This window comes from Bacillus sp. CIS52, assembly GCF_053545315.1.
The window spans coordinates 1108587-1129264 of the sequence record NZ_JBIUFR010000001.1; the positions used below are offsets into that span (position 1 = coordinate 1108587).

A 20678-nucleotide genomic window follows, 5' to 3' on the forward strand; every position below is an offset into this window, starting at 1 on the left:
CGCCTCGTCCGGCCGCCATTCCTTATTTACCTATAAGAAAAAGAGGCGGAAAGCCATTGCTTCCGCCTCCCGCACATATATATGAGGGAACAGCCTTTATTTTTGATCGTTCTCTTTTTGGACTTCAGCTAATTTGGCAAGCAGAATGTGCTGAGGCATGTGCATGATTCGTTCAAGCGGCATATTCAGTGATTCTGCAAGCTTTTGCGCCGTTTCAGCGGAAATTTGCAGCGGTTTCATGTGATCACTCCTTCCATTTCTTTATTGTACTAAAATCAAAATTCTATCGTAAGAGGATATGACAAAGAAATGGAGGTTTGATAAGCCTGGCTTTATAACAGAATGGGGGAGGTTTTTTATGCAATCGCCATTGATGTTATTACAGCTGAAGCTGGCTGATTATCAGAAAAAAGCCGCAGAACTGCGGACAATTGACGAATTTATCATACTTAAACAGACATTGCAGGAAATGATGAAAGTATTTGCCGCCTGTGAAGAATGGGATCTGTATCAAAAAACGGCTGATCTCATGGCGCAGACAGTGCTGCAGATCCGCTTCATCGAATAAGAAAAGCCCTCGCGCGGGCGAAGGCTTTTCTTAAAAGGAACGTTCCTCTTCAATGTTTTTATGCTGATCATAAATGACAAGCTTAGCCGGGCTGTTCTCTTTCGCCATCTGCTCCGCTTTTTCGATTGCCGCATCCTTTGATGTACAAAGAGCCGTCGGCGCCACATTTTCTGCCTTCACAAACCATCCGTCTGCATCAATACTTGGCGTTACTGCATATGTCTTCATCCTTCTTCCCTCCTGGGTTTGGTTTGTTTATTTGTTTCCCGGCATTCGGAACGGCAAAACACATAACCCTCTCCTGACAAATACAGGGAAAGTGATATTTTTCTATTCTTTTTCATGAGAAATGGTAAAATGGAGTTTGGATATTTTTTAAGGAGAGGACGGTGCTTAGCATGACAGACCTTCTGAATGATCGGCTGCCGCCGCAAAACATAGAAGCTGAGCAGGCCGTGTTAGGTGCTGTTTTTTTACAGCCGTCTGCGTTGACACTGGCTTCTGAAGTGTTGATTCCGGATGATTTCTACAGAATGTCACATCAAAAAATTTACAATGCCATGCTCGTGCTCGGAGACCGCGGCGAACCGGTTGATTTGATCACGGTAACGTCAGAGCTTGCGAATACCGATTTGTTAGAAGAGGTAGGAGGCGTTTCTTACCTGACGGATATCGCGAATTCCGTTCCGACAGCGGCTAATATAGAATATTACGCGAAAATCGTTGAGGAAAAATCAATTCTCCGCCGTTTAATCAGAACGGCGACCTCGATCGCCCAAGACGGGTATACGCGCGAGGATGAAGTTGAAGATTTATTAAGCGATGCGGAAAAAACGATTATGGAGGTTGCGCAGCGAAAAAACTCGGGCGCCTTCCAAAATATTAAAGATGTGCTTGTGCAAACATATGACAATATTGAGCAGCTTCACAACCGGAAAGGCGATATTACCGGGATTCCGACCGGCTTTATTGAGCTTGACCGGATGACGGCGGGTTTCCAGCGAAATGATCTGATCATTGTCGCAGCCCGTCCGTCCGTGGGGAAAACGGCGTTCGCCTTAAATATTGCGCAAAACGTGGCCACCAAAACGGATGAGAGCGTCGCGATTTTCAGTCTTGAGATGGGAGCCGAGCAGCTTGTCATGCGTATGCTCTGCGCCGAAGGGAATATTAACGCCCAAAATCTCAGAACGGGAAATCTGACGGAAGAAGATTGGGGCAAGCTGACGATGGCGATGGGAAGCCTGTCAAACAGCGGTATCTTTATAGATGACACCCCAGGCATCCGCGTCAGCGAAATCCGTTCAAAATGCCGCCGGCTGAAGCAGGAAAACGGATTGGGCATGATTTTAATTGACTACTTGCAGCTCATTCAGGGAAGCGGCCGTTCAAGCGACAACCGCCAGCAAGAGGTATCGGAAATTTCACGGGCGCTAAAATCGCTGGCACGGGAGCTTGAAGTTCCGGTCATCGCCCTGTCTCAGCTCTCCCGGGGTGTTGAGCAGCGGCAGGATAAACGTCCGATGATGTCAGATATCCGTGAGTCAGGAAGTATTGAGCAGGATGCCGACATCGTCGCCTTCCTGTATCGTGATGATTACTATGATAAAGAATCCGAAAACAAAAACATCATCGAAATCATTATTGCCAAACAGCGTAACGGCCCGGTGGGCACCGTCTCACTGGCTTTTGTGAAGGAATACAATAAGTTCGTAAACCTGGAAAGGCGCTTTGATGACGGCGGTGTTCCGGCAGGTGCGTAAAGCCTCAAGCAATGTCTTGAGGCTTTTTTTCATCCGAAAGAATGAGAGAATGCCGTCCGTTCTGCAGTCGATAAAAAGAAAGCGCTTTTATATAATGGCATCAAGGGAGGAATGATGATGACAATTGAATTTCCGCAATTCCAAGCGGCGCAAATCCGGATTGCCCGGCCGACCGGACAGCTCAAAGAAATCATCAGGTTTTATGAAGAGGGCCTCGGACTGAAGAGGGTCGGCAGCTTTTCCGGACATAGAGGCTACAGCGGCGTCATGTTCGGCCTGCCCCATACGCAATATCATTTAGAATTTACCGAAGAAACGGGCGCGTCTCAGCCGGCGCCCGTTCCGCACGGCGACAGCCTGCTTGTCTTTTACATCCCGGATTCTCAGGAGGTCATTCGCATCAGCACGAGGTTAAAGCAGATGGGATATAAAGAGAAAAAATCCGAAAATCCGTACTGGGAAGAAAAAGGCGTGACCATCGAAGATCCCGACGGCTGGCGGATCGTTCTGATGAATACAAGCGGCATATAAATGACTGTCTGAAGAATCCGGGGTACGGGTTCTTTTTCATATTAAAGTATGAAAGTTTCAGGAGTAATAGATAACAAATGAAAGAGAAAACGCTTTTAAACATAGTTAAGGCGAACAAAAATAGAATGATAAGATTTTAATGTTCGGATTTACGATTGACTTTCTGTTTCGGCACTGATACACTTAATTTGTTTGAATGAGATATCGTTTTGAAAGGTTAACGGAGGTGCACGGATATATGTCTTCAGTAGTCGTAGTAGGTACGCAGTGGGGCGATGAAGGAAAAGGTAAAATTACAGATTTCCTATCAGAAAATGCAGAAGTGATCGCACGTTATCAAGGCGGAAACAATGCAGGACATACCATCAAGTTTGATGGCGTCACGTACAAGCTTCATTTAATCCCATCAGGAATTTTTTATAAAGAAAAAGCGTGTGTCATCGGGAACGGAATGGTTGTTGATCCGAAAGCGCTCGTAACGGAGCTTGCGTATCTTCATGAACGCAATGTGAGCACGGATAACTTGAGAATCAGCAACAGAGCCCATGTGATTCTTCCGTATCATCTGAAACTGGATGAAGTAGAGGAAGAACGCAAAGGGGCCAATAAGATCGGCACAACGAAAAAAGGCATCGGACCTGCTTATATGGACAAAGCGGCGCGGATCGGCATTCGGATCGCAGACCTGTTAGATCGCGACGTGTTTGCAGAAAAGCTTGAGCGGAACCTTGAAGAGAAGAATCGTCTTCTTGAAAAAATGTATGAAACGGACGGCTTCAAAATTGAAGATATTCTGGATGAGTATTATGAATACGGCCAGCAGATTAAAAAGTATGTATGCGATACATCCGTCGTCTTAAATGACGCGCTGGATGAAGGCCGCCGCGTCTTATTTGAAGGCGCTCAAGGGGTTATGCTTGATATTGACCAAGGGACATACCCGTTTGTCACTTCATCTAACCCGGTCGCCGGAGGGGTGACGATCGGTTCAGGCGTAGGCCCGACAAAAATTCAGCACGTCGTCGGTGTATCGAAAGCGTACACAACCCGTGTGGGTGACGGTCCTTTCCCGACTGAGCTGAAAGACGAAATCGGAGATCAAATCCGTGAAGTCGGACGCGAATACGGTACAACGACAGGACGCCCTCGCCGAGTCGGCTGGTTTGACAGCGTTGTTGTCCGCCATGCCCGCCGCGTCAGCGGAATCACAGATCTTTCTTTGAACTCAATTGATGTGCTGACTGGCATTGAAACGCTGAAGATCTGTGTCGCTTACCGCTACAAAGGTGAAGTGATTGAAGAATTCCCGGCAAGCCTGAAAGCCCTCGCTGAGTGTGAACCGGTATATGAAGAAATGCCTGGCTGGACGGAAGATATTACAGGCGCAAAAACGTTAAGCGACCTTCCTGAAAATGCGCGCCATTATCTGGAACGCGTGTCTCAGCTGACAGGTATTCCGCTTTCTATTTTCTCTGTCGGTCCTGACCGTTCACAAACGAACGTCATCCGCAGTGTATACCGTGCTAACTAAGGATTTGCAGCAGACAAGCCTCCGTGACCGGAGGCTTGTTTTTTCATGTAGGAAAAAAATAATAGATTTTTTTCAAAAAAGTAGTTGCCACTTTCGAATATTCTATGATATTATAAATCTCGTTGTTACGGAACAGCTTCAATAGAGTACTGCAAGAAAGCTTTTGTCTGAATGCTCTATGATACATAATCCGACACATCAAGAGCCATTAGCTCAGTTGGTAGAGCATCTGACTTTTAATCAGAGGGTCGAAGGTTCGAGTCCTTCATGGCTCACCACTTTTTATGGCCCGTTGGTCAAGCGGTTAAGACACCGCCCTTTCACGGCGGTAACACGGGTTCGAATCCCGTACGGGTCATTGATTTACTTTAGCGTTATTGCTAATTCCTTATTTGTCCTGGGCGGACCGCCACGATACGGTTCCCCGGACAAATTACTGTAAGGTCCGGTAGTTCAGTTGGTTAGAATGCCTGCCTGTCACGCAGGAGGTCGCGGGTTCGAGTCCCGTCCGGACCGCCATTTTACTTTATAGTATAGAAAAGAAACATCTGGCTCGGTAGCTCAGTTGGTAGAGCAACGGACTGAAAATCCGTGTGTCGGCGGTTCGATTCCGTCCCGAGCCACTTACCCAAACGCATCTGCAATAGTAGGTGCGTTTTTTCTTTGTGATAAAAAAAGGGAGAGCCGGCTTTTCAGCCGGCCCAGAAGAAGACGTCAAAAAGTAGACGGCGTTTTTTTTCGTGAGGTTTCAAAAAAATATTATTTTTTAAAAGAAAATAAAAAACATGACAAAAGGATGGCAGTTCAATACGTTTTTGCGCTGTTCTCTTTAATTTTTTTATCTTTTGACCTGAAACCGTTATAATAGACGGGGAACGTTTTTCACGATCCGAATTGTGATCATCATGAAACATCAATAGATGAAATGAAGTCATTCTGGCAGGAGGAAAATCAAGATGATGGATAAGAAGATCCTTGTAGTCGATGATGAAAAACCGATTGCAGATATATTAGAGTTTAATTTAAGAAAAGAAGGCTATGACGTGCACTGTGCGTATGACGGAAACGAAGCCGTGGAAATGGTGGAGGAGCTTCAGCCCGATTTAATTCTATTAGATATTATGCTTCCGAATAAAGACGGAGTTGAAGTGTGCCGGGAAGTCCGGAAAAAATATGATATGCCGATTATTATGCTGACGGCAAAAGACTCGGAGATTGACAAGGTCATCGGACTTGAAATCGGAGCGGATGACTATGTCACTAAACCTTTCAGCACGCGTGAGCTTCTGGCCCGCGTCAAAGCAAACCTGCGCCGCCAGCTTACGGTTGCGCCGGCTGAGGAAGAATCAGCTTCAAATGACATTCATATCGGTTCCCTCGTCATCTTCCCTGACGCTTATGTCGTATCAAAAAGAGAAGAAACGATCGAGCTGACCCATCGTGAATTTGAATTGCTGCATTACTTAGCCAAACATATCGGACAGGTCATGACGCGTGAGCATCTGCTGCAGACTGTGTGGGGCTATGACTATTTCGGTGACGTGAGAACGGTGGATGTAACAGTTCGCCGCCTTCGCGAGAAAATCGAGGATAATCCGAGCCATCCGAACTGGATCGTCACAAGACGGGGTGTCGGTTATTACTTGAGAAACCCTGAACAGGACTAACCGGCGATGAATAAGGTTGGTTTTTTTCGGTCGATTCAATTTAAGATCACGCTGATCTATGTGCTTCTCATTATCATTGCCATGCAGATTATCGGCGTGTACTTTGTGAAACAGGTGGAGAATTCTCTTCTCAAGTCCTATGAATTATCGTTAAATCAGCGGATTGACAACCTTTCCTATTATATTGAGCAGGAATATAAAGGGGACAATGACGGCACCGTCATTAAGGATGACGTCAAGCGTATTTTGAATGATTTTACGAAAAACAATGAAATACGGGAAATTACCTTTGTTGATAAAAGCTATGAGGTCGTCGGTTCTTCAAGGCCTTATGGCGAGGAAATAGCGGGAAAACAGACGACAGACCCGATTTTCAAACGGATTTTCTCTACAAAACAGGCCTATTCAAAAAAATATTATGATCCTAAAAGCAAAAACAGAGTGCTGATTTCGGCAAAACCGGTCATTACAGAGAATCAGGAAGTTGTCGGCGCGATATATGTCGTGGCCAGTATGGAAGATACTTTTAACCAAATGAAAACCGTCAACTCGATTCTTGCTTCAGGAACAGGCTTAGCCCTCGTTCTGACGGCTCTTCTCGGTATCTTTCTCGCCCGGACCATTACCCATCCGCTTTCGGATATGCGTAAGCAGGCGATGGAACTGGCAAAAGGGAATTTCTCCAGAAAGGTTCGAAAATACGGGCATGATGAAATCGGTCAGCTCGCAACAACTTTCAACCATCTGACGAAAGAGCTTGAAGATGCCCAAGCCATGACGGAAGGGGAGAGAAGAAAGCTTTCTTCCGTTATTGCGTATATGACGGACGGCGTCATCGCCACGAATCGCAACGGGGCTATTATTCTGTTAAACAGCCCTGCGCTTGAGCTGCTGAATGTTTCACGTGAAACGGCTTTAGAGATGCCGATTACGTCTTTATTGGGCATAAAAGAGAACTTTACATTTGAGGATTTAGTAGAACAGCAGGACTCCATGCTGCTGGAGATCGAACGTGACGATGAAACGACTGTGCTGCGGGTCAATTTCTCCGTGATTCAGAGAGAGCACGGAAAAATTGATGGTTTAATCGCGGTTCTTTATGATGTCACCGAGCAGGAAAAACTCGATCGCGAGCGCAGAGAATTCGTTGCGAATGTGTCCCATGAACTTCGGACGCCGCTGACGACAATGCGAAGCTATTTAGAGGCGCTTGCTGAAGGCGCGTGGGAAAACAAAGAGATCGCTCCGCGTTTCTTAATGGTGACCCAAAATGAAACTGAGCGCATGATCAGATTGGTAAATGATCTGCTTCAGCTTTCTAAGTTCGACAGCAAAGATTATCAGTTTAATCGAGAGTGGATTCATATGATCCGCTTTATGTCTCTGATTATTGACCGTTTTGAAATGACGAAAGAACAGCATGTCGAATTTATCCGCGAGCTGCCGGACAGAAATCTGTACGTGGAGATTGATCAGGATAAAGTGACGCAGGTTCTCGATAATATCATTTCTAACGCATTGAAATACTCACCGGAAGGCGGACATGTCACCTTCTCAGTTGATGTGAATGAGAAAGAAGAGCTGCTCTACATCAGCGTAAAAGATGAAGGGATCGGCATTCCGAAAAAAGATGTGGAAAAAGTATTTGACCGTTTCTATAGGGTGGATAAGGCGCGCACGAGAAAGCTCGGCGGCACCGGACTCGGCCTTGCGATTGCAAAAGAGATGGTTCAGGCGCACGGCGGTGACATTTGGGCCGACAGTGTAGAAGGCAAAGGCACGAAGATTACATTTACTCTTCCATATAAAGAAGAGCAAGAGGATGATTGGGATGAGGCGTGAAAATATAAAAACAGTCATACTGTCGGTGCTAGTCGTCATTAGTCTTGTTTTAACATGGGGAATTTGGACATTCCAGCCCAATTTCTCAGAAGGCACGGCCTCAACCAAATCGACTGTCCGGGAAAAGCATAAAATTGATAAAACGAGCCAAAAAATGTCGCAAACGGTAAAACCCCGGGATATGTTCATTCATACAAACGGCTCTCATTATAAAGTGGTTGATGAAACGCTCTTTAATGACCTGTGGGCGGATTTGCCGCAATGGGAAGTAAAAGGAATGAAGGATATTTCTGATCAATACGACAAACTCGGTTTTAAAAATTGGCTTTACGGCAGAAATGGGAATTCGGCAAAGCTCGATCTGCAATTCAATGACACCATTCCGATTGATTTCTTCCAATCGATGTTTAAATGGTCGAATCCGTCAATGGAATACAGCTCATTTGACCATATTGTCATTCCGTTTAATGAGAATAAGCCGAATAAGAAGATTTACATGGTCTCTTACAGCAAACAGCTGATTCTGGAAGTGACTGTCGAGTCTGCAAATTACCGCAATCTGATGAATGAGCTGTACAGCAAAAAATCGAGTATGCCGTTATACCACCTCTATTCGGTCGGGAAAAGCAAAGAATTTCTCATGCCGAATGCGCGGTTTAATATGAAGGAAAAAGAATTTATCACTGAAACCATTAAGACGAACTTGTTTAAGCAGACGCTCTTTAACGATCCGAGCACGGTCAGAGAGGACCCGAATTACAATCGGAACGTGCTGACTGACGGAATCAGCCGTCTGGAAATCAATTCGACGCAGCGGCAGATTCAGTTCCAGCATCGGAACCTGGCGCAAAGCGCTTCTTACCAAACGGGAGAACTGATTAAGAAAAGCTATAAATATTTAGAGGATACGGGGAGCTGGACGGATCATTATCAATTTTTCAATGTGAGTGATAACCAGCAGCTGAGTTTCTACATGTTTAAAGATCAAATGCCTGTCATCAACAGCATGTCTAAGCCTTTCGGATCCGGGCCTGTTATGACCCTGCAATGGGCCAATGACGAGGTTCTCAGCTACAAGCGGCCGAACTATGTTCTCGGGCCGAATCCGATTAAAACAAAAGACGTAAAAATGATGAGCGGCAATGAGATTGTGTCTCTGCTGGAGCAGCAGGATAAATACGATGTGAACAAAATCGACCAGATCTTCTTGTCCTATCAAATGGTATCTTCGTCAACGAATGATCTTGTTGAGCTGGAACCCGTCTGGAGTATGAAAATCAACGGGAAGATCGTTCCGATTACGAAAGATCTGCTGGGGAAGGAGGAGGACGATAATGGAGTGGAATAAGACAAAAACGATCTTCATCATTGCCTTCCTCATCCTCGATATTTTTCTCGGCTATCAGTTTTTTGAAAAACGCTCAAGCAGTGAATACGAAGTGATTAAAAATTCAAATGTGGAAAAAGACATGGAGATGGATCATATCACATTCGGCAACCTGTCTTCTGATTCCGCGACGGGCTATCGGCTGACGGCGGGCCAAAAGGTATTCACCGCGGAAGATATTGATGCCTTAAAGGATCAAAAGCCTTTAATGGAGATGCCGGCGGATGATCACAAGGTCACGACGCTGAAAATGAAATTTACCGATCCGGTCGGTTTATCGAAGCAAAAACCGCAGGATGATGCGGAATCGCTCGTGAGCTCTAAAATAACCGGCGGTGAAAAATATAAACTGTGGAAAGTCGACAAGGATCAAAAACAGATCATTTTTTACCAGACGTATGACGGACAGTTTATTTATCAGGATTTTGACTCGTCCACTGATGCGATCGGACAGGTGATTCTGCATCTGAACGATAAAAACGAGGTCGTGTCTTACGAGCAGACCATGCTGGAGTCATTCAAGCGAATCCAGACGGAAAGCCTGATTCCTGAGCTGGATGCGGTCGAATTATTGTATTCTCAAAATTACTTAAAAGCGAATTGCGCCGTCAAAAGCGTCAAGTTCGGCTATATTGCCCAATACCCGCTGACAAGTACGCAGGTGCTGGCGCCGGTATGGAGAATTACAATTGAAGATAAGTCAAAAGGGACGAAGAAAAAGACACAGCAAACGTACACTGTGAATGCATTGGAAAGCACAGTCATTGATAACAATCAAAATAAATAATGGAGTGAGAACAAATGAGCTTGCAATTTAGCGTTCTTGCGAGCGGGAGTACCGGAAACGCGTTTTATCTGGAGACAGAGGAGCACTCTTTTCTGGTGGATGCCGGCCTGAGCGGTAAAGCGATGGACGGGCTGATGGAGAGAATCGGCCGCAAGATAGACGACGTGGACGGCATCTTTGTCACTCATGAGCACAGCGACCATATTAAAGGGCTCGGCGTCATTGCGAGAAAGTACGGTCTTCCCGTCTACGCCAATGAAAAGACGTGGAAAGCGATGGAGAATCAGATCGGCAAGCTGGATACCGGACAAAAGTTTTTGTTCCCGATGGAAAGCGTGAAATCTTTCGGCGGGCTTGATGTTGAATCATTCGGCGTCTCTCATGACGCGGCCGAGCCGATGTTTTATGTTTTCCATTACCAAGGCAGAAAGCTTGCGCTGATGACGGACACCGGATATGTGAGCGACAGAATGAAAGGCATTATCCGTTCGGCCAATGTATTTGTGTTTGAAAGCAACCATGACGTCGGCATGCTGCAAATGGGCAGATACCCTTGGAGCATTAAGCGGCGGATTTTAAGCGATGTCGGCCACGTCTCAAATGAAGACGCGGCGCTCGCCATGACCGATGTCATCGGCGACGGCACATCACGCATTTATTTGGCGCATCTGAGCCAAGACAACAATATGAAGGAACTGGCGAGAATGTCCGTGCAGCAGACATTGGCTGCGAAAGGATTTGTCGCGGGGGAAACGTTTCAATTATTTGATACCGATCCGAAAATCCCGACGCCGCTGTGCGCCGTGTAATTTTTCCAAATGAATCATGATTATTAATCCGCGATATAACCCACACTATAAGCAAATTGAGTTCTCTTGAAAGGATTTGAGATAGGGTGGATTATAATCGCGATGATGAACAGTACGCCCCCGAACAGCCCCGCCGCAGTAAGAGAGGATACTTCCTTTCTAGTCTGATCGGCGTCATCGTCGGGGCCGCGCTCATGGCTTTACTGCTGCCGTACTGGACAGGCGGAGACCATGGTGAAAGCAGCAGAGGCGCCAATCAGCGCATCGGCAGCGAACAAGTGAAAACAGTCAACGTAAATGTCAACGACGCTGTCACGAATATGGTCAGCCGTGTATCTGATTCGGTAGTCGGCGTTCTCAATATCCAAAAGACCGATATTTGGGGAGAGGGCGGCGAAGCGGGAAGCGGGTCCGGTGTCATTTACAAAAAGAACGGAAACACTTCTTATATCGTAACCAATCACCATGTCATTGAAGGTGCGACTGAGATTGAGATCAGTCTGAAAGATGACTCGCGCGTGCCTGCCGAACTGATCGGGAGCGACCGTCTGATGGATCTGGCCGTGCTGAAGGTGAAGTCTGATAAAATCAAATCGGCCGCCCAGTTCGGCAATTCCGATCAAGTCAAAGTCGGAGAACCGGTCGTGGCGATTGGAAATCCGCTCGGGCTTGAATTTGCGGGATCAGTGACACAGGGAATCATTTCCGGCAAGGAAAGAGCGGTGCCCGTTGACTCAAACGGAGACGGACAGCCGGACTGGAATGCGGAAGTGCTGCAGACCGACGCCGCGATTAATCCCGGCAACAGCGGCGGCGCTTTGATGGATATATCGGGTAAGGTGGTCGGCATCAACTCAATGAAGATCGCCGAATCCGCCGTTGAAGGAATCGGCCTGTCCATCCCTTCAAAGCTTGTCATTCCCGTTATTCAGGATTTAGAAAAATACGGAGAAGTCAGACGGCCTTTCCTCGGTATCGAGATGAAATCTTTAACGGATATTGCGAGCTACCATTGGAGCCAGACGCTGAAACTTCCGAAAGGTGTTAAAACCGGGGCGGTCATTATGGGTGTCGACGCGTTTTCACCGGCCGGCAAAGCAGGGCTGAAAAAGCTTGACGTGATCACCGGTTTTGACGGTCATAAGGTCAACGACATTGTGGATCTTCGTGAACGTCTGTATCGCAAAAAGATCGGCGACCGTGTGAACATCACGTTCTACCGTTCAGGAAAGAAAAAAACAGCGGAAGTCAAACTGACAGAAGCGGATCGATTACAGAAATAAAAAAGCAGCCCGGATATCCGGGCTATTTTTTATTGATTTATTTGTTAATATTATACTATTGTGAAGCGGGGAGGTGAAACACATGAAAACGGCTGATGTGATCATCGTATTGAATGAAATCGAGGGTGAATGCGAAGGAAGAATTATTTTAGAATGCAGAATTTAAGAAAATGAAACATGTCATATCAAACGTCCTTTTTCAGGGCGCTTTTTTTATGCCGTTTTTTACTGAAGGCGGGCCGCAACACAATAGGCAGAAACAGACTGATGCTGCAAAATCGAAGCGGCAGGTGAAATTATTGTTATGTGCAGACTGCACCGTTTTGGGCGTTGACTTTAACCAATTCAGCTAAGATTCCGTTTTGTTTCAGATAAAAGCGAATAATAGAAGAAGAAGCGAAAAAAATAAACACAAGCTGATACATCTAAGGAGAGACTGCATCATGAATAAGTTGAAAGGCATCCGGCCGCTGAGTGCAGACGGCGGGTCTGTACTCATTGATTTGATAACGATGGGGCTTCGCCACGGAACGGTTCTCGGGGAAGACAATACCATCGAGGCACATATCCGCTCTTTACGCGAAAAGCTGAAGGACAAAGAGCACAAGGTGCGGGGCGCCGAATGCAGGGCGGACCTGGGATGAAGCGGAGAAAGCTGTTCAGAACCCTGCGATTCCAGCTCCTGTTCAGGTCACTGGCGATTTTGGCCCTGCTGTTATGCTTCATCGGAGGCACTCAGTACATGTTTATGGCACGGACGATGTATGAAAATCAGGCGGCCAGCATCCAGAGCTATATCCATTCAATGGATCAAAGTGTATGGAGGTCAATCAAAACCCTTGCCCGTTCCGAAACACCGGCTCACCCGAATTTGATTTCCCCCGGGCTGACGGTTGCTTTTATCAATCCATCATACAAGATGTCTGTTTTATCAGAAGACCCGCAAGCGGGAGCCGCCCCATCTTTTCCGAAAAACGTGTATCGGGATGCGCTGACAGACCCCATGGCGCTTCACTATCAGGTGGCTCACAATAAAGCGGGTAAGGAAATCATCACCGTGTTTCAGGCGATTTCCGTTGGCGGAAGACCGGCGGGAGTTGTGCAAATGAGCACGCTGACACAGCCTCTGAATGATTCGCTTTTCCGCCAAATCGGCATTTTTGCGGTGCTTTCTTTTGCGGCTCTGGTCATCGGACTGTTTGTTTTCTTACCGATGATCCGGCTCACACTCAAGCCATTATCGCGCATTGGGCGTATGATCGATGACATTAATGCCGCCAGTCTCGATAAACGGCTGCCGATTGATAAAAGGCAGGCAGAAATGGAGTCGCTGGGCATATCCATCAATCAGATGCTGGGACGGATTGAAACCGCGTTTCAGGCGGAAAAAGAAGCGAAGGAGCGCATCCGGCAGTTTGTATCAGACGCGTCACATGAGCTGAGAGCACCGCTTACCTCCATTCACGGCTTTATCGAAATTTTAATGCGCGGAGCGGCGGAGAAGCCGGAGCAGAAAGAAAAAGCGCTTCAAAACCTGTACGCGGAATCCGCCAGAGCGAATAAGCTGATAGAGGACCTTCTGTTTCTAGCGAAGATGGACCGGGACCCGAGCTTTGAAATGAAAAAAGGCGCGCTGGGAGACGTGATTTTGGAAATGGAGGCTCAGCTGAGGCTGCTGGCGGGAAACCGGAAGCTCGAGTTTTTTGTCGATCAAAAGATTGAAGCCGTTTTTGACAAAGACAAAATGAAGCAGGTCATTCTCAATCTTTTTTACAATGCGGTACAGCATACGGATAAAGAAACGGGCGTCATCACCGTCTCCCTGCAGAAAGACGGCGGAATCATGCTCATGATGGCGGACAACGGAGCGGGCGTCGCCCCGGAGCATGTGCCTCATTTGTTTGATCGGTTTTACAGGGCACAAACCTCCCTATCCCGTAAATACGGCGGCGCCGGGCTGGGTCTTGCCATTACAAAAACCATTATCGACAGCCATAACGGAACAATTGAAGTGAAAAGCGAGCAGGGAAAAGGCTCCGTGTTCGTAATCCGGCTGCCGGGGTAAGCCTGTTGATCAAAAAGATCCCGCTCATACAAGAAGATTAATAAAATTCACCCGGACTATTTAGAATAGGAAAAACGGACGGAAGCCGCAGGAAGAACCGATCCGAATCGTGTATGCCGATTATTATCCGAACGCGGGCTGGAGCGGACGTATCTGTCCCCCGCGACAGCCATTTCAATGATTTAAGATTTGAAAACAGTGAACACAAAACGCAGACGGTCGGTGACATCCTAAAGGAAGTCAAGGACTTCTTCAGGCTGAACAAAGCCTTTAAATATCTGGTGCTGTCCCTCTCTGTTTTCTTTGCGATTACATCGGTTTTTTATCTCGGAAGGGCTGTCCGTGCGTCACATATCCGTTATTTTTGCGGGACTGTCCATCTTACAGGCGCTGTGCTCCATCTTTTCTTCAAAGCCGGCGGAAAAATTCACGCCGAGGCGCGTGCTTCTGCTGACATTCTGCATCATCGGGGCAGCCTATCTGTTTATACCTTTGGGCAGCCTGTACGTGACGATAGCCGCTTTTGTCGTCATTAACGCGCTCTATGACGTGATAGAACCCGTCTTCAGTCAGGTGGTGAACAATGAGATTCCGTCAAGAACGAGAGCCGCGCTGCTGTCGATTATCAGTTTGCTGACATCGCTCTTCATGTTCATTGCCTTTCCGTTTATCCGATTCTTAACGACTATTTTGATTCAGCCTTGCTGCTGACCGCAATCGGGGTGTTATCCATCTTATTGTCGCTGTTTATGATGCGTAGCTTTTACAAACTGAAAGCGAGCGTCGCCATCCAGTCGAGAATACGGAACATACATTGGCAGTGAGGGAAAACTTTTGGTTTACCGGGGAGCGGCTCACCAATCAGACATAACCTGACGAAAGGCTGAGGAGCATCTCAGCCTTTTTTCAGTTGGATTCATTTCATCCTGTCCAGACCGAATTTTTTCAGGCGGTATTGCAGGCTTTGTCTGCTGATTCCGAGCTCGTTTGCCGTTTTGGATATGTTATTGCCGTGTTTTCTCAGGGTCTTTTCGATCATATATTTTTCGAAGTTCTCCATTTTATCTTTTAAATCAGTGCCGGGCTGGGTGCTTGCGGCGGCTTTGGCGTCCGTGTCAGCCGGTTTGATTTTCATGCGGTATTGATAAGGAAGGTGGGCCGCCGTAATCGTCGTTTCGTCCGTCATAAAGTTCATGGCGCCTTCAATCATATGTTCAAGCTCGCGAATGTTGCCCGGCCAGTCATATTCCAGGAAGAATTGCTGCACGTCGTCACTGATCGAATCGACATGCATTTGAAACAGGTGATTGTTTTTCTGGATAAAGACTTCGGCCAGAGGCAGAATGTCCTCTTTGCGCTCCCGGAGCGGCGGAATGATCAGCGTGACAACGCTTAATCGGTAGTATAAATCTTTGCGAAGCCGCTCTTCTGAAATGGCGGTGATCGGGTCTTCATTCATCGTGGCGATGATGCGGACGTCAATCGGTTTGTCCTGCGCTGATCCGATGCGCCTGATTTTCTTTTCCTGAAGGGCGCGGAGCAGCTTTGCCTGCAGGCTGAGATTGAGAGAATTGATCTCATCAAGGAGAAGGGTGCCTCCCTGCGCCTGCTCAAATAAGCCCGGCTGGTCGATGGCTCCGGTAAAGGCGCCTTTTTTCGTGCCGAATAAAATGCTTTCGACCAGACTGTCCGGCAGGGCGGCGCAGTTTTGTGATATGAACGGGGCGCCTGAGCGCTGGCTGCCGTTGTGAATGCTTTGGGCGAACAGTTCCTTGCCCGTTCCCGTCTCACCGGCCAAAAGCACGGACGATGACGTGCGGGTTGCCCGTTTCGCGTTTTCGATGACTTCCCGGATAACCGGGCTGCTGCCGAGAATGCTGTCAAACGTGTAGCTGTTCTGTTCTTTTCTGTGCATATTCTCCCTGATCAGCCGTTCGAGCTTAGTGACGTCTTTGGCGATCTCCACGGCGCCTTTGATCTCGCCGTTTTGCACAATCGGAAAGGTGTGGTTGATCGTCGTGATTTCCTGGCCTTTGTTATTGAAATAGCTTTGCTTTACATTTTTAATCGTTTTGCCTTCCTGAAGGGCCTGGACGAGTGTGCTGTCCTGCTGACTGGAAAACATAAATACATCAGTCAGGTTTTTATGCAGGACGTCCCGTTCATCCATATCTTCAATCTGCATCATTTTCTTATTGTAAATGACGGTGCTGCCCTTTTCGTCCACCACATGCAGCCCGACATCAATCTCTTCCAGAATGCTTTGTAACACGAGTGTGAAAAATTCACTGGTTGTGTGCAGGTCAATTCCCCCTCCCAATCGTCGTAACATTCATTATTTTAAAATAAATTGATCAGGAAACGCAAAAAAATTTTGCGCTTGCCTGAAGTTTGCACGCAAACTGCCGGAAAATTTTGCAGGAAGAGAAAGAATGCTGGCGAAATATCCCGTTTTTTCGGATTGGCACGGAACTTGCTTTATAAAAAGGGAAAGCAAGATCTTATGTTGAATGATATACAAAACAAGGGGGAATCAGATTATGTCAGCTTTCACAAAATCTCAAGAGATTATCAGCCAAACTTCACACTACGGTGCGAACAACTACCATCCTCTTCCGATCGTTATTTCTGAAGCGCAGGGTGTTTGGGTAAAAGACCCTGAAGGCAATCAATATATGGATATGCTCAGTGCTTATTCTGCCGTGAACCAGGGACACAGACATCCGAAGATTATTCAGGCGCTGAAGGATCAGGCGGATAAAATCACTTTGACGTCACGCGCGTTCCATAACGATCAGCTCGGCCCGTTTTATGAGAAAACAGCCAAGCTGACGGGAAAAGATATGATTCTGCCGATGAATACGGGGGCGGAAGCTGTTGAATCCGCTGTCAAAGCGGCGAGACGCTGGGCATATGAGGTCAAAGGAGTAGAAGATAATCAGGCGGAAATCATTGCGTGTATCGGCAACTTCCACGGCAGAACGATGCTTGCGGTATCCCTTTCTTCAGAAGATGAGTATAAACGCGGTTTCGGGCCTATGCTTCCGGGTATAAAATTAATTCCATACGGAGACGCGGAAGCGCTGCGCCGGGCGATTACGCCGAACACAGCCGCTTTCTTATTCGAACCGATTCAGGGAGAAGCGGGCATCGTCATTCCGCCTGAAGGATTTTTACAAGAAGCGGCCGCTATTTGTAAGGAAGAAAATGTGCTCCTGATTGCTGATGAAATTCAGACGGGACTCGGCCGGACAGGGAAAACATTCGCGGTTGACTGGGAAAATATCGTACCGGATATGTTTATCTTGGGCAAAGCGCTCGGCGGCGGCGTCTTCCCGATTTCGTGCATCGCGGCGAACCGTGATATTCTCGGCGTGTTTAATCCGGGTTCCCACGGCTCGACATTCGGCGGAAACCCGCTCGCTTGCGCGGTATCGCTCGCATCTCTTGAAGTCCTTGAGGAAGAAGGGCTGGCAGAGCGTTCCCTTCAGCTTGGCCGGTATTTTAAAGAAGAGCTTGAGAAAATCGATAACCCGATCATAAAAGACGTGCGCGGACGCGGCCTGTTTATCGGCGTGGAACTGACTGAAGCGGCCCGCCCGTACTGTGAAAAGCTGAAAGGCGAAGGGCTTTTATGCAAAGAAACACATGATACCGTGATCCGTTTTGCACCGCCGTTAATGATTTCCAAGGAAGACTTGGACTGGGCGGTCCAAAAGATCACAAATGTGCTTCAAAACGCGTAGAAACTTGATATGGAAACGCTTTCCCTCAGCTTGTATGGAATTAACAAATAAAAAATTCAGCACACTCTATTTGCGCGGCGACAGTATTTTAGTATAATGTATCTTTATGTACGAAAATGAATTTCATATAACTTTCATATACAAATAGAGGCTCTTTGGACAGCAAATCGGTTTCAAAGCACCGGCTTGGTTCCAATACAAGTTGCTGAAGGGGTGCAGAATAGTGAATACAAATCAAAAAGAGAATCAGCTTCAGCGCACAATGAAATCGCGCCATTTGTTTATGATTTCACTGGGCGGAGTAATCGGCACCGGGTTTTTCCTGAGTACCGGATATACAATCAACCAGGCGGGACCGCTGGGCGCGGTTCTGTCTTATCTGGTCGGCGGTTTTATTATGTTTTTGACAATGCTCTGCTTAGGCGAGCTTGCGGTTGCCCTTCCCGTATCAGGGTCGTTTCAGACGTACGCCACCAAATTTATCAGCCCCGCTTTCGGTTTCGCATTCGGCTGGCTGTACTGGCTCGGCTGGGCGGTGACATGCGCCATTGAGTTTTTATCTGCGGGACAATTGATGCTCCGCTGGTTTCCGCATGTTCCCGTATGGGTGTGGTGCCTCGTGTTTGTCGGGCTGATGTTTCTTTTGAACGCCATTACCACAAAAGCGTTCGCTGAGTCGGAATTTTGGTTTTCCGGCATTAAAATTTTAGTCATTCTGCTGTTTATTATTTTGGGAGGCGCCGCCATGTTCGGCCTGATCGATCTGAAACACGGCGAGCAGGCACCTTTCTTCTCTCATTTTTATGAGGATGGATTGTTTCCGAACGGCATGAAGGCGATGCTTGTTACGATGATTACCGTAAACTTCGCGTTCCAGGGAACGGAGCTGATCGGGGTTGCCGCGGGAGAAAGTGAAGACCCCGAGAAAACGATTCCGCGCTCTATCCGGCAGACGGTATGGAGAACGCTTGTCTTCTTCGTTCTCTCTATCATCGTCATTGCCGGCATGATTCCGTGGAAGCAGGCGGGAGTGGTCGAAAGCCCGTTTGTCGTGGTGTTTGAACAAATCGGAATCCCGTATGCCGCCGATATCATGAACTTTGTTATCTTAATTGCGCTGCTGTCAGTGGCCAACTCAGGCCTGTTTGCATCGACGCGTATCCTATATGCCATGGCGAACGAAGGACAAGCTTTTAAAGCGCTCGGCAAAACAAATAAACGCGGCGTGCCGATGAACGCGCTGATCGTGACGCTGGCCGTCGCCTGCCTGTCGCTGCTGTCTAAAGTGGCAGCGCCGGAAACCGTTTATATGTTTCTTTTATCATTAGCCGGACTAAGCGCGCAGGTCGGCTGGATTACGATTTCTCTGTCGCAGCTGATGTTCAGACGGAAATACATCCGCGAAGGCGGCAAAGTGAAAGACCTTAAGTTTAAAACACCGCTGTACCCGGTGCTGCCTATTGTCGGGCTGACATTAAATACGGTCGTTCTGATCAGTCTCGCATTTGATTCAGAACAGCGGCTCGCCCTTTATTGCGGCATCCCGTTCATGGCGGTGTGCGTTATCGTCTATCATCTGTATGTAAAAAAGCATAAACAGTCAGAAAAACAGATAGAGCTTTAAATCTTTTCGTGTCCAAGTCATCTTTGAGAAACCCGCACAGGACAACATACAACATGTTGAGGTGGAAAAACGGATGAACAAGAATATCTCAGTTATTGGAATGCCGATGGATTTAGGACAAGCACGACGCGGAGTGGACATGGGCCCGAGCGCCATCCGCTACGCGCATCTCATTGAACGGTTATCTGACATGGGGTATGCGGTGGAAGACTTAGGCGACATCCCCGTCAATCGTGAAAAACTCAAAAATGATGAAGAGCTGAAAAATCTGAACTCTGTGCTTTCGGGGAACGAGCAGCTCGCCCACAAGGTGGACAGCGTCATTGAGAATGAGCGGTTCCCACTCGTCTTGGGCGGCGATCACAGCATCGCGATCGGAACGCTGACAGGAACGGCCAAGCACTATAAACAGCTCGGCGTCATCTGGTACGATGCGCACGGCGATTTAAACACGCTGGAAACATCGCCGTCAGGCAATATTCACGGAATGCCGCTGGCCGTCAGCCTCGGCGTCGGGCACGACACATTGGTGAATCTGGGCGGCTATGCCCCGAAAATCAAGCCGGAAAACGTCGTCATCATCGGCGCGAGATCGCTTGATGAAGGCGAGCGTGAATACATTAAGGAAACAGGCATGAAGGTTTATACGATGCATGAGATTGACCGCCTCGGCATGACGAAGGTCATTGAAGAAACCATTGACTACCTGTCAGACTGTGACGGCGTTCACCTCAGCCTTGATCTCGACGGCCTCGATCCGAGCGACGCGCCCGGCGTAGGGACGCCTGTCGTCGGCGGCATCAGCTACCGTGAAAGCCATTTGGCAATGGAAATGCTGCATGATGCCGACATTATCACCTCAGCTGAATTTGTCGAAGTCAACCCGATCCTCGATCACAAAAACAAAACCGGCAAAACAGCGGTTGAGCTGGTGGAATCTTTGTTGGGAAAAAAACTATTATAAAATATGCGCCTCCGCACCTGCGGAGGTTTTTTTGTTGCCACGAGGAAACTAGCAGGCTGTCACCCTCTTTTTGACCCTGTAAATATGATATATTTATTACACAAAATGGGA

General features: G+C 47.5%; 18 protein-coding genes, 4 tRNA genes and 1 pseudogene. 20 read left to right on the forward strand and 3 right to left on the reverse strand.

What is annotated here, in order from left to right; genetic code table 11:
* Positions 1-96: 96 nt before the first annotated feature.
* Positions 97-240 carry a YycC family protein gene (locus ACH32G_RS05230; protein WP_016937365.1) on the reverse strand — a complete coding sequence of 48 codons (144 nt, stop codon included), beginning with the start codon at positions 238-240 and terminating at the stop codon, positions 97-99.
* Between the two features lie 118 nt (positions 241-358).
* On the opposite strand from ACH32G_RS05230, the gene ACH32G_RS05235 reads away from it, so the two are divergent.
* Entirely contained in the window at positions 359-568 is a 210-nt protein-coding gene (locus ACH32G_RS05235; RefSeq protein ID WP_016937366.1) for a hypothetical protein, read from the forward strand.
* A 30-nt stretch (positions 569-598) separates the two neighbouring features.
* Here the strand turns inward: ACH32G_RS05235 and ACH32G_RS05240 are convergent, their stop codons facing one another.
* Complete coding sequence (locus tag ACH32G_RS05240; RefSeq protein WP_016937367.1) at positions 599-796, reverse strand: DUF2188 domain-containing protein; 198 nt, start codon at positions 794-796, stop codon at positions 599-601.
* A 170-nt stretch (positions 797-966) separates the two neighbouring features.
* Between ACH32G_RS05240 and dnaB the strand changes: the two genes are divergently transcribed.
* The 16 genes and pseudogenes from dnaB to ACH32G_RS05320 form a co-directional block, all read left to right on the forward strand.
* Positions 967-2331 (forward strand): replicative DNA helicase, encoded by a 1365-nt coding sequence (gene dnaB / locus ACH32G_RS05245; RefSeq protein ID WP_016937368.1) that lies wholly within the window; start codon positions 967-969, stop codon positions 2329-2331.
* Positions 2332-2448: 117 nt separating this feature from the next.
* Entirely contained in the window at positions 2449-2862 is a 414-nt protein-coding gene (locus ACH32G_RS05250) for a VOC family protein (protein WP_448814061.1), read from the forward strand.
* A 238-nt stretch (positions 2863-3100) separates the two neighbouring features.
* On the forward strand, positions 3101-4393 hold the full coding sequence (locus ACH32G_RS05255) for an adenylosuccinate synthase (protein WP_016937370.1): 1293 nt from the start codon (positions 3101-3103) through the stop codon (positions 4391-4393).
* A 202-nt stretch (positions 4394-4595) separates the two neighbouring features.
* A tRNA-Lys gene (locus tag ACH32G_RS05260) sits at positions 4596-4671 on the forward strand.
* An 8-nt stretch (positions 4672-4679) separates the two neighbouring features.
* A tRNA-Glu gene (locus ACH32G_RS05265) sits at positions 4680-4751 on the forward strand.
* Between the two features lie 84 nt (positions 4752-4835).
* A tRNA-Asp gene (locus ACH32G_RS05270) sits at positions 4836-4912 on the forward strand.
* 31 nt (positions 4913-4943) lie between these two features.
* A tRNA-Phe gene (locus tag ACH32G_RS05275) sits at positions 4944-5016 on the forward strand.
* Positions 5017-5352: 336 nt separating this feature from the next.
* Positions 5353-6060 (forward strand): cell wall metabolism DNA-binding response regulator WalR, encoded by a 708-nt coding sequence (gene walR, locus ACH32G_RS05280; RefSeq protein ID WP_004393104.1) that lies wholly within the window; start codon positions 5353-5355, stop codon positions 6058-6060.
* Positions 6061-6066: 6 nt separating this feature from the next.
* Positions 6067-7902: a cell wall metabolism sensor histidine kinase WalK gene (gene walK / locus ACH32G_RS05285; protein ID WP_016937371.1), complete on the forward strand. Its 1836-nt coding sequence runs from the start codon at positions 6067-6069 to the stop codon at positions 7900-7902.
* The gene (gene yycH, locus ACH32G_RS05290) at positions 7892-9250 is read left to right on the forward strand and encodes a two-component system activity regulator YycH (RefSeq protein ID WP_045925615.1); all 1359 of its coding nucleotides are present in this window, start codon (positions 7892-7894) and stop codon (positions 9248-9250) included. Before walK ends, yycH begins: the two co-directional genes overlap by 11 nt.
* Positions 9237-10076, forward strand: a complete 840-nt coding sequence (locus ACH32G_RS05295; protein ID WP_016937373.1) for a two-component system regulatory protein YycI — start codon at positions 9237-9239, stop codon at positions 10074-10076. The genes yycH and ACH32G_RS05295 overlap by 14 nt, the downstream gene beginning before the upstream one ends.
* A gap of 14 nt (positions 10077-10090) precedes the next feature.
* Positions 10091-10885, forward strand: a complete 795-nt coding sequence (locus ACH32G_RS05300) for an MBL fold metallo-hydrolase (protein WP_016937374.1) — start codon at positions 10091-10093, stop codon at positions 10883-10885.
* Positions 10886-10971: 86 nt separating this feature from the next.
* Positions 10972-12168: a S1C family serine protease gene (locus ACH32G_RS05305; RefSeq protein WP_064779213.1), complete on the forward strand. Its 1197-nt coding sequence runs from the start codon at positions 10972-10974 to the stop codon at positions 12166-12168.
* A 443-nt stretch (positions 12169-12611) separates the two neighbouring features.
* Entirely contained in the window at positions 12612-12812 is a 201-nt protein-coding gene (locus tag ACH32G_RS05310) for a hypothetical protein (RefSeq protein ID WP_448814062.1), read from the forward strand.
* On the forward strand, positions 12809-14233 hold the full coding sequence (locus ACH32G_RS05315; RefSeq protein ID WP_448814063.1) for a sensor histidine kinase: 1425 nt from the start codon (positions 12809-12811) through the stop codon (positions 14231-14233). Before ACH32G_RS05310 ends, ACH32G_RS05315 begins: the two co-directional genes overlap by 4 nt.
* Before the next feature lie 185 nt (positions 14234-14418).
* A pseudogene (locus tag ACH32G_RS05320) lies at positions 14419-15057 on the forward strand (MFS transporter); the annotation flags it as partial.
* Between the two features lie 92 nt (positions 15058-15149).
* Here the strand turns inward: ACH32G_RS05320 and ACH32G_RS05325 are convergent.
* The gene (locus ACH32G_RS05325; RefSeq protein ID WP_448814064.1) at positions 15150-16565 is read right to left on the reverse strand and encodes a sigma-54 interaction domain-containing protein; all 1416 of its coding nucleotides are present in this window, start codon (positions 16563-16565) and stop codon (positions 15150-15152) included.
* Positions 16566-16773: 208 nt separating this feature from the next.
* Here ACH32G_RS05325 and ACH32G_RS05330 point away from each other — a divergent pair, with 208 nt between their 5' ends.
* The 3 genes from ACH32G_RS05330 to rocF all read left to right on the forward strand — a co-directional run bounded on the left by ACH32G_RS05330 (position 16774) and on the right by rocF (position 20567).
* On the forward strand, positions 16774-17979 hold the full coding sequence (locus ACH32G_RS05330) for an ornithine--oxo-acid transaminase (protein ID WP_047477367.1): 1206 nt from the start codon (positions 16774-16776) through the stop codon (positions 17977-17979).
* A 223-nt stretch (positions 17980-18202) separates the two neighbouring features.
* The gene (locus ACH32G_RS05335; protein ID WP_016937380.1) at positions 18203-19603 is read left to right on the forward strand and encodes an amino acid permease; all 1401 of its coding nucleotides are present in this window, start codon (positions 18203-18205) and stop codon (positions 19601-19603) included.
* A 73-nt stretch (positions 19604-19676) separates the two neighbouring features.
* Positions 19677-20567, forward strand: a complete 891-nt coding sequence (gene rocF / locus ACH32G_RS05340) for an arginase (RefSeq protein ID WP_016937381.1) — start codon at positions 19677-19679, stop codon at positions 20565-20567.
* The last annotated feature ends 111 nt before the right edge of the window (positions 20568-20678 follow it).

Bases quoted from the DNA above. Each gene is read 5' to 3' on its own strand.
- ACH32G_RS05230 (WP_016937365.1), bottom strand. From the start codon at position 240: ATGAAACCGCTGCAAATTTCCGCTGAAACGGCGCAAAAGCTTGCAGAA.
- ACH32G_RS05235 (WP_016937366.1), top strand. From the start codon at position 359: ATGCAATCGCCATTGATGTTATTACAGCTGAAGCTGGCTGATTATCAG.
- ACH32G_RS05240 (WP_016937367.1), bottom strand. From the start codon at position 796: ATGAAGACATATGCAGTAACGCCAAGTATTGATGCAGACGGATGGTTT.
- dnaB (WP_016937368.1), top strand. From the start codon at position 967: ATGACAGACCTTCTGAATGATCGGCTGCCGCCGCAAAACATAGAAGCT.
- ACH32G_RS05250 (WP_448814061.1), top strand. From the start codon at position 2,449: ATGACAATTGAATTTCCGCAATTCCAAGCGGCGCAAATCCGGATTGCC.
- ACH32G_RS05255 (WP_016937370.1), top strand. From the start codon at position 3,101: ATGTCTTCAGTAGTCGTAGTAGGTACGCAGTGGGGCGATGAAGGAAAA.
- walR (WP_004393104.1), top strand. From the start codon at position 5,353: ATGGATAAGAAGATCCTTGTAGTCGATGATGAAAAACCGATTGCAGAT.
- walK (WP_016937371.1), top strand. From the start codon at position 6,067: ATGAATAAGGTTGGTTTTTTTCGGTCGATTCAATTTAAGATCACGCTG.
- yycH (WP_045925615.1), top strand. From the start codon at position 7,892: ATGAGGCGTGAAAATATAAAAACAGTCATACTGTCGGTGCTAGTCGTC.
- ACH32G_RS05295 (WP_016937373.1), top strand. From the start codon at position 9,237: ATGGAGTGGAATAAGACAAAAACGATCTTCATCATTGCCTTCCTCATC.
- ACH32G_RS05300 (WP_016937374.1), top strand. From the start codon at position 10,091: ATGAGCTTGCAATTTAGCGTTCTTGCGAGCGGGAGTACCGGAAACGCG.
- ACH32G_RS05310 (WP_448814062.1), top strand. From the start codon at position 12,612: ATGAATAAGTTGAAAGGCATCCGGCCGCTGAGTGCAGACGGCGGGTCT.
- ACH32G_RS05315 (WP_448814063.1), top strand. From the start codon at position 12,809: ATGAAGCGGAGAAAGCTGTTCAGAACCCTGCGATTCCAGCTCCTGTTC.
- ACH32G_RS05325 (WP_448814064.1), bottom strand. From the start codon at position 16,565: ATGTTACGACGATTGGGAGGGGGAATTGACCTGCACACAACCAGTGAA.
- ACH32G_RS05330 (WP_047477367.1), top strand. From the start codon at position 16,774: ATGTCAGCTTTCACAAAATCTCAAGAGATTATCAGCCAAACTTCACAC.
- rocF (WP_016937381.1), top strand. From the start codon at position 19,677: ATGAACAAGAATATCTCAGTTATTGGAATGCCGATGGATTTAGGACAA.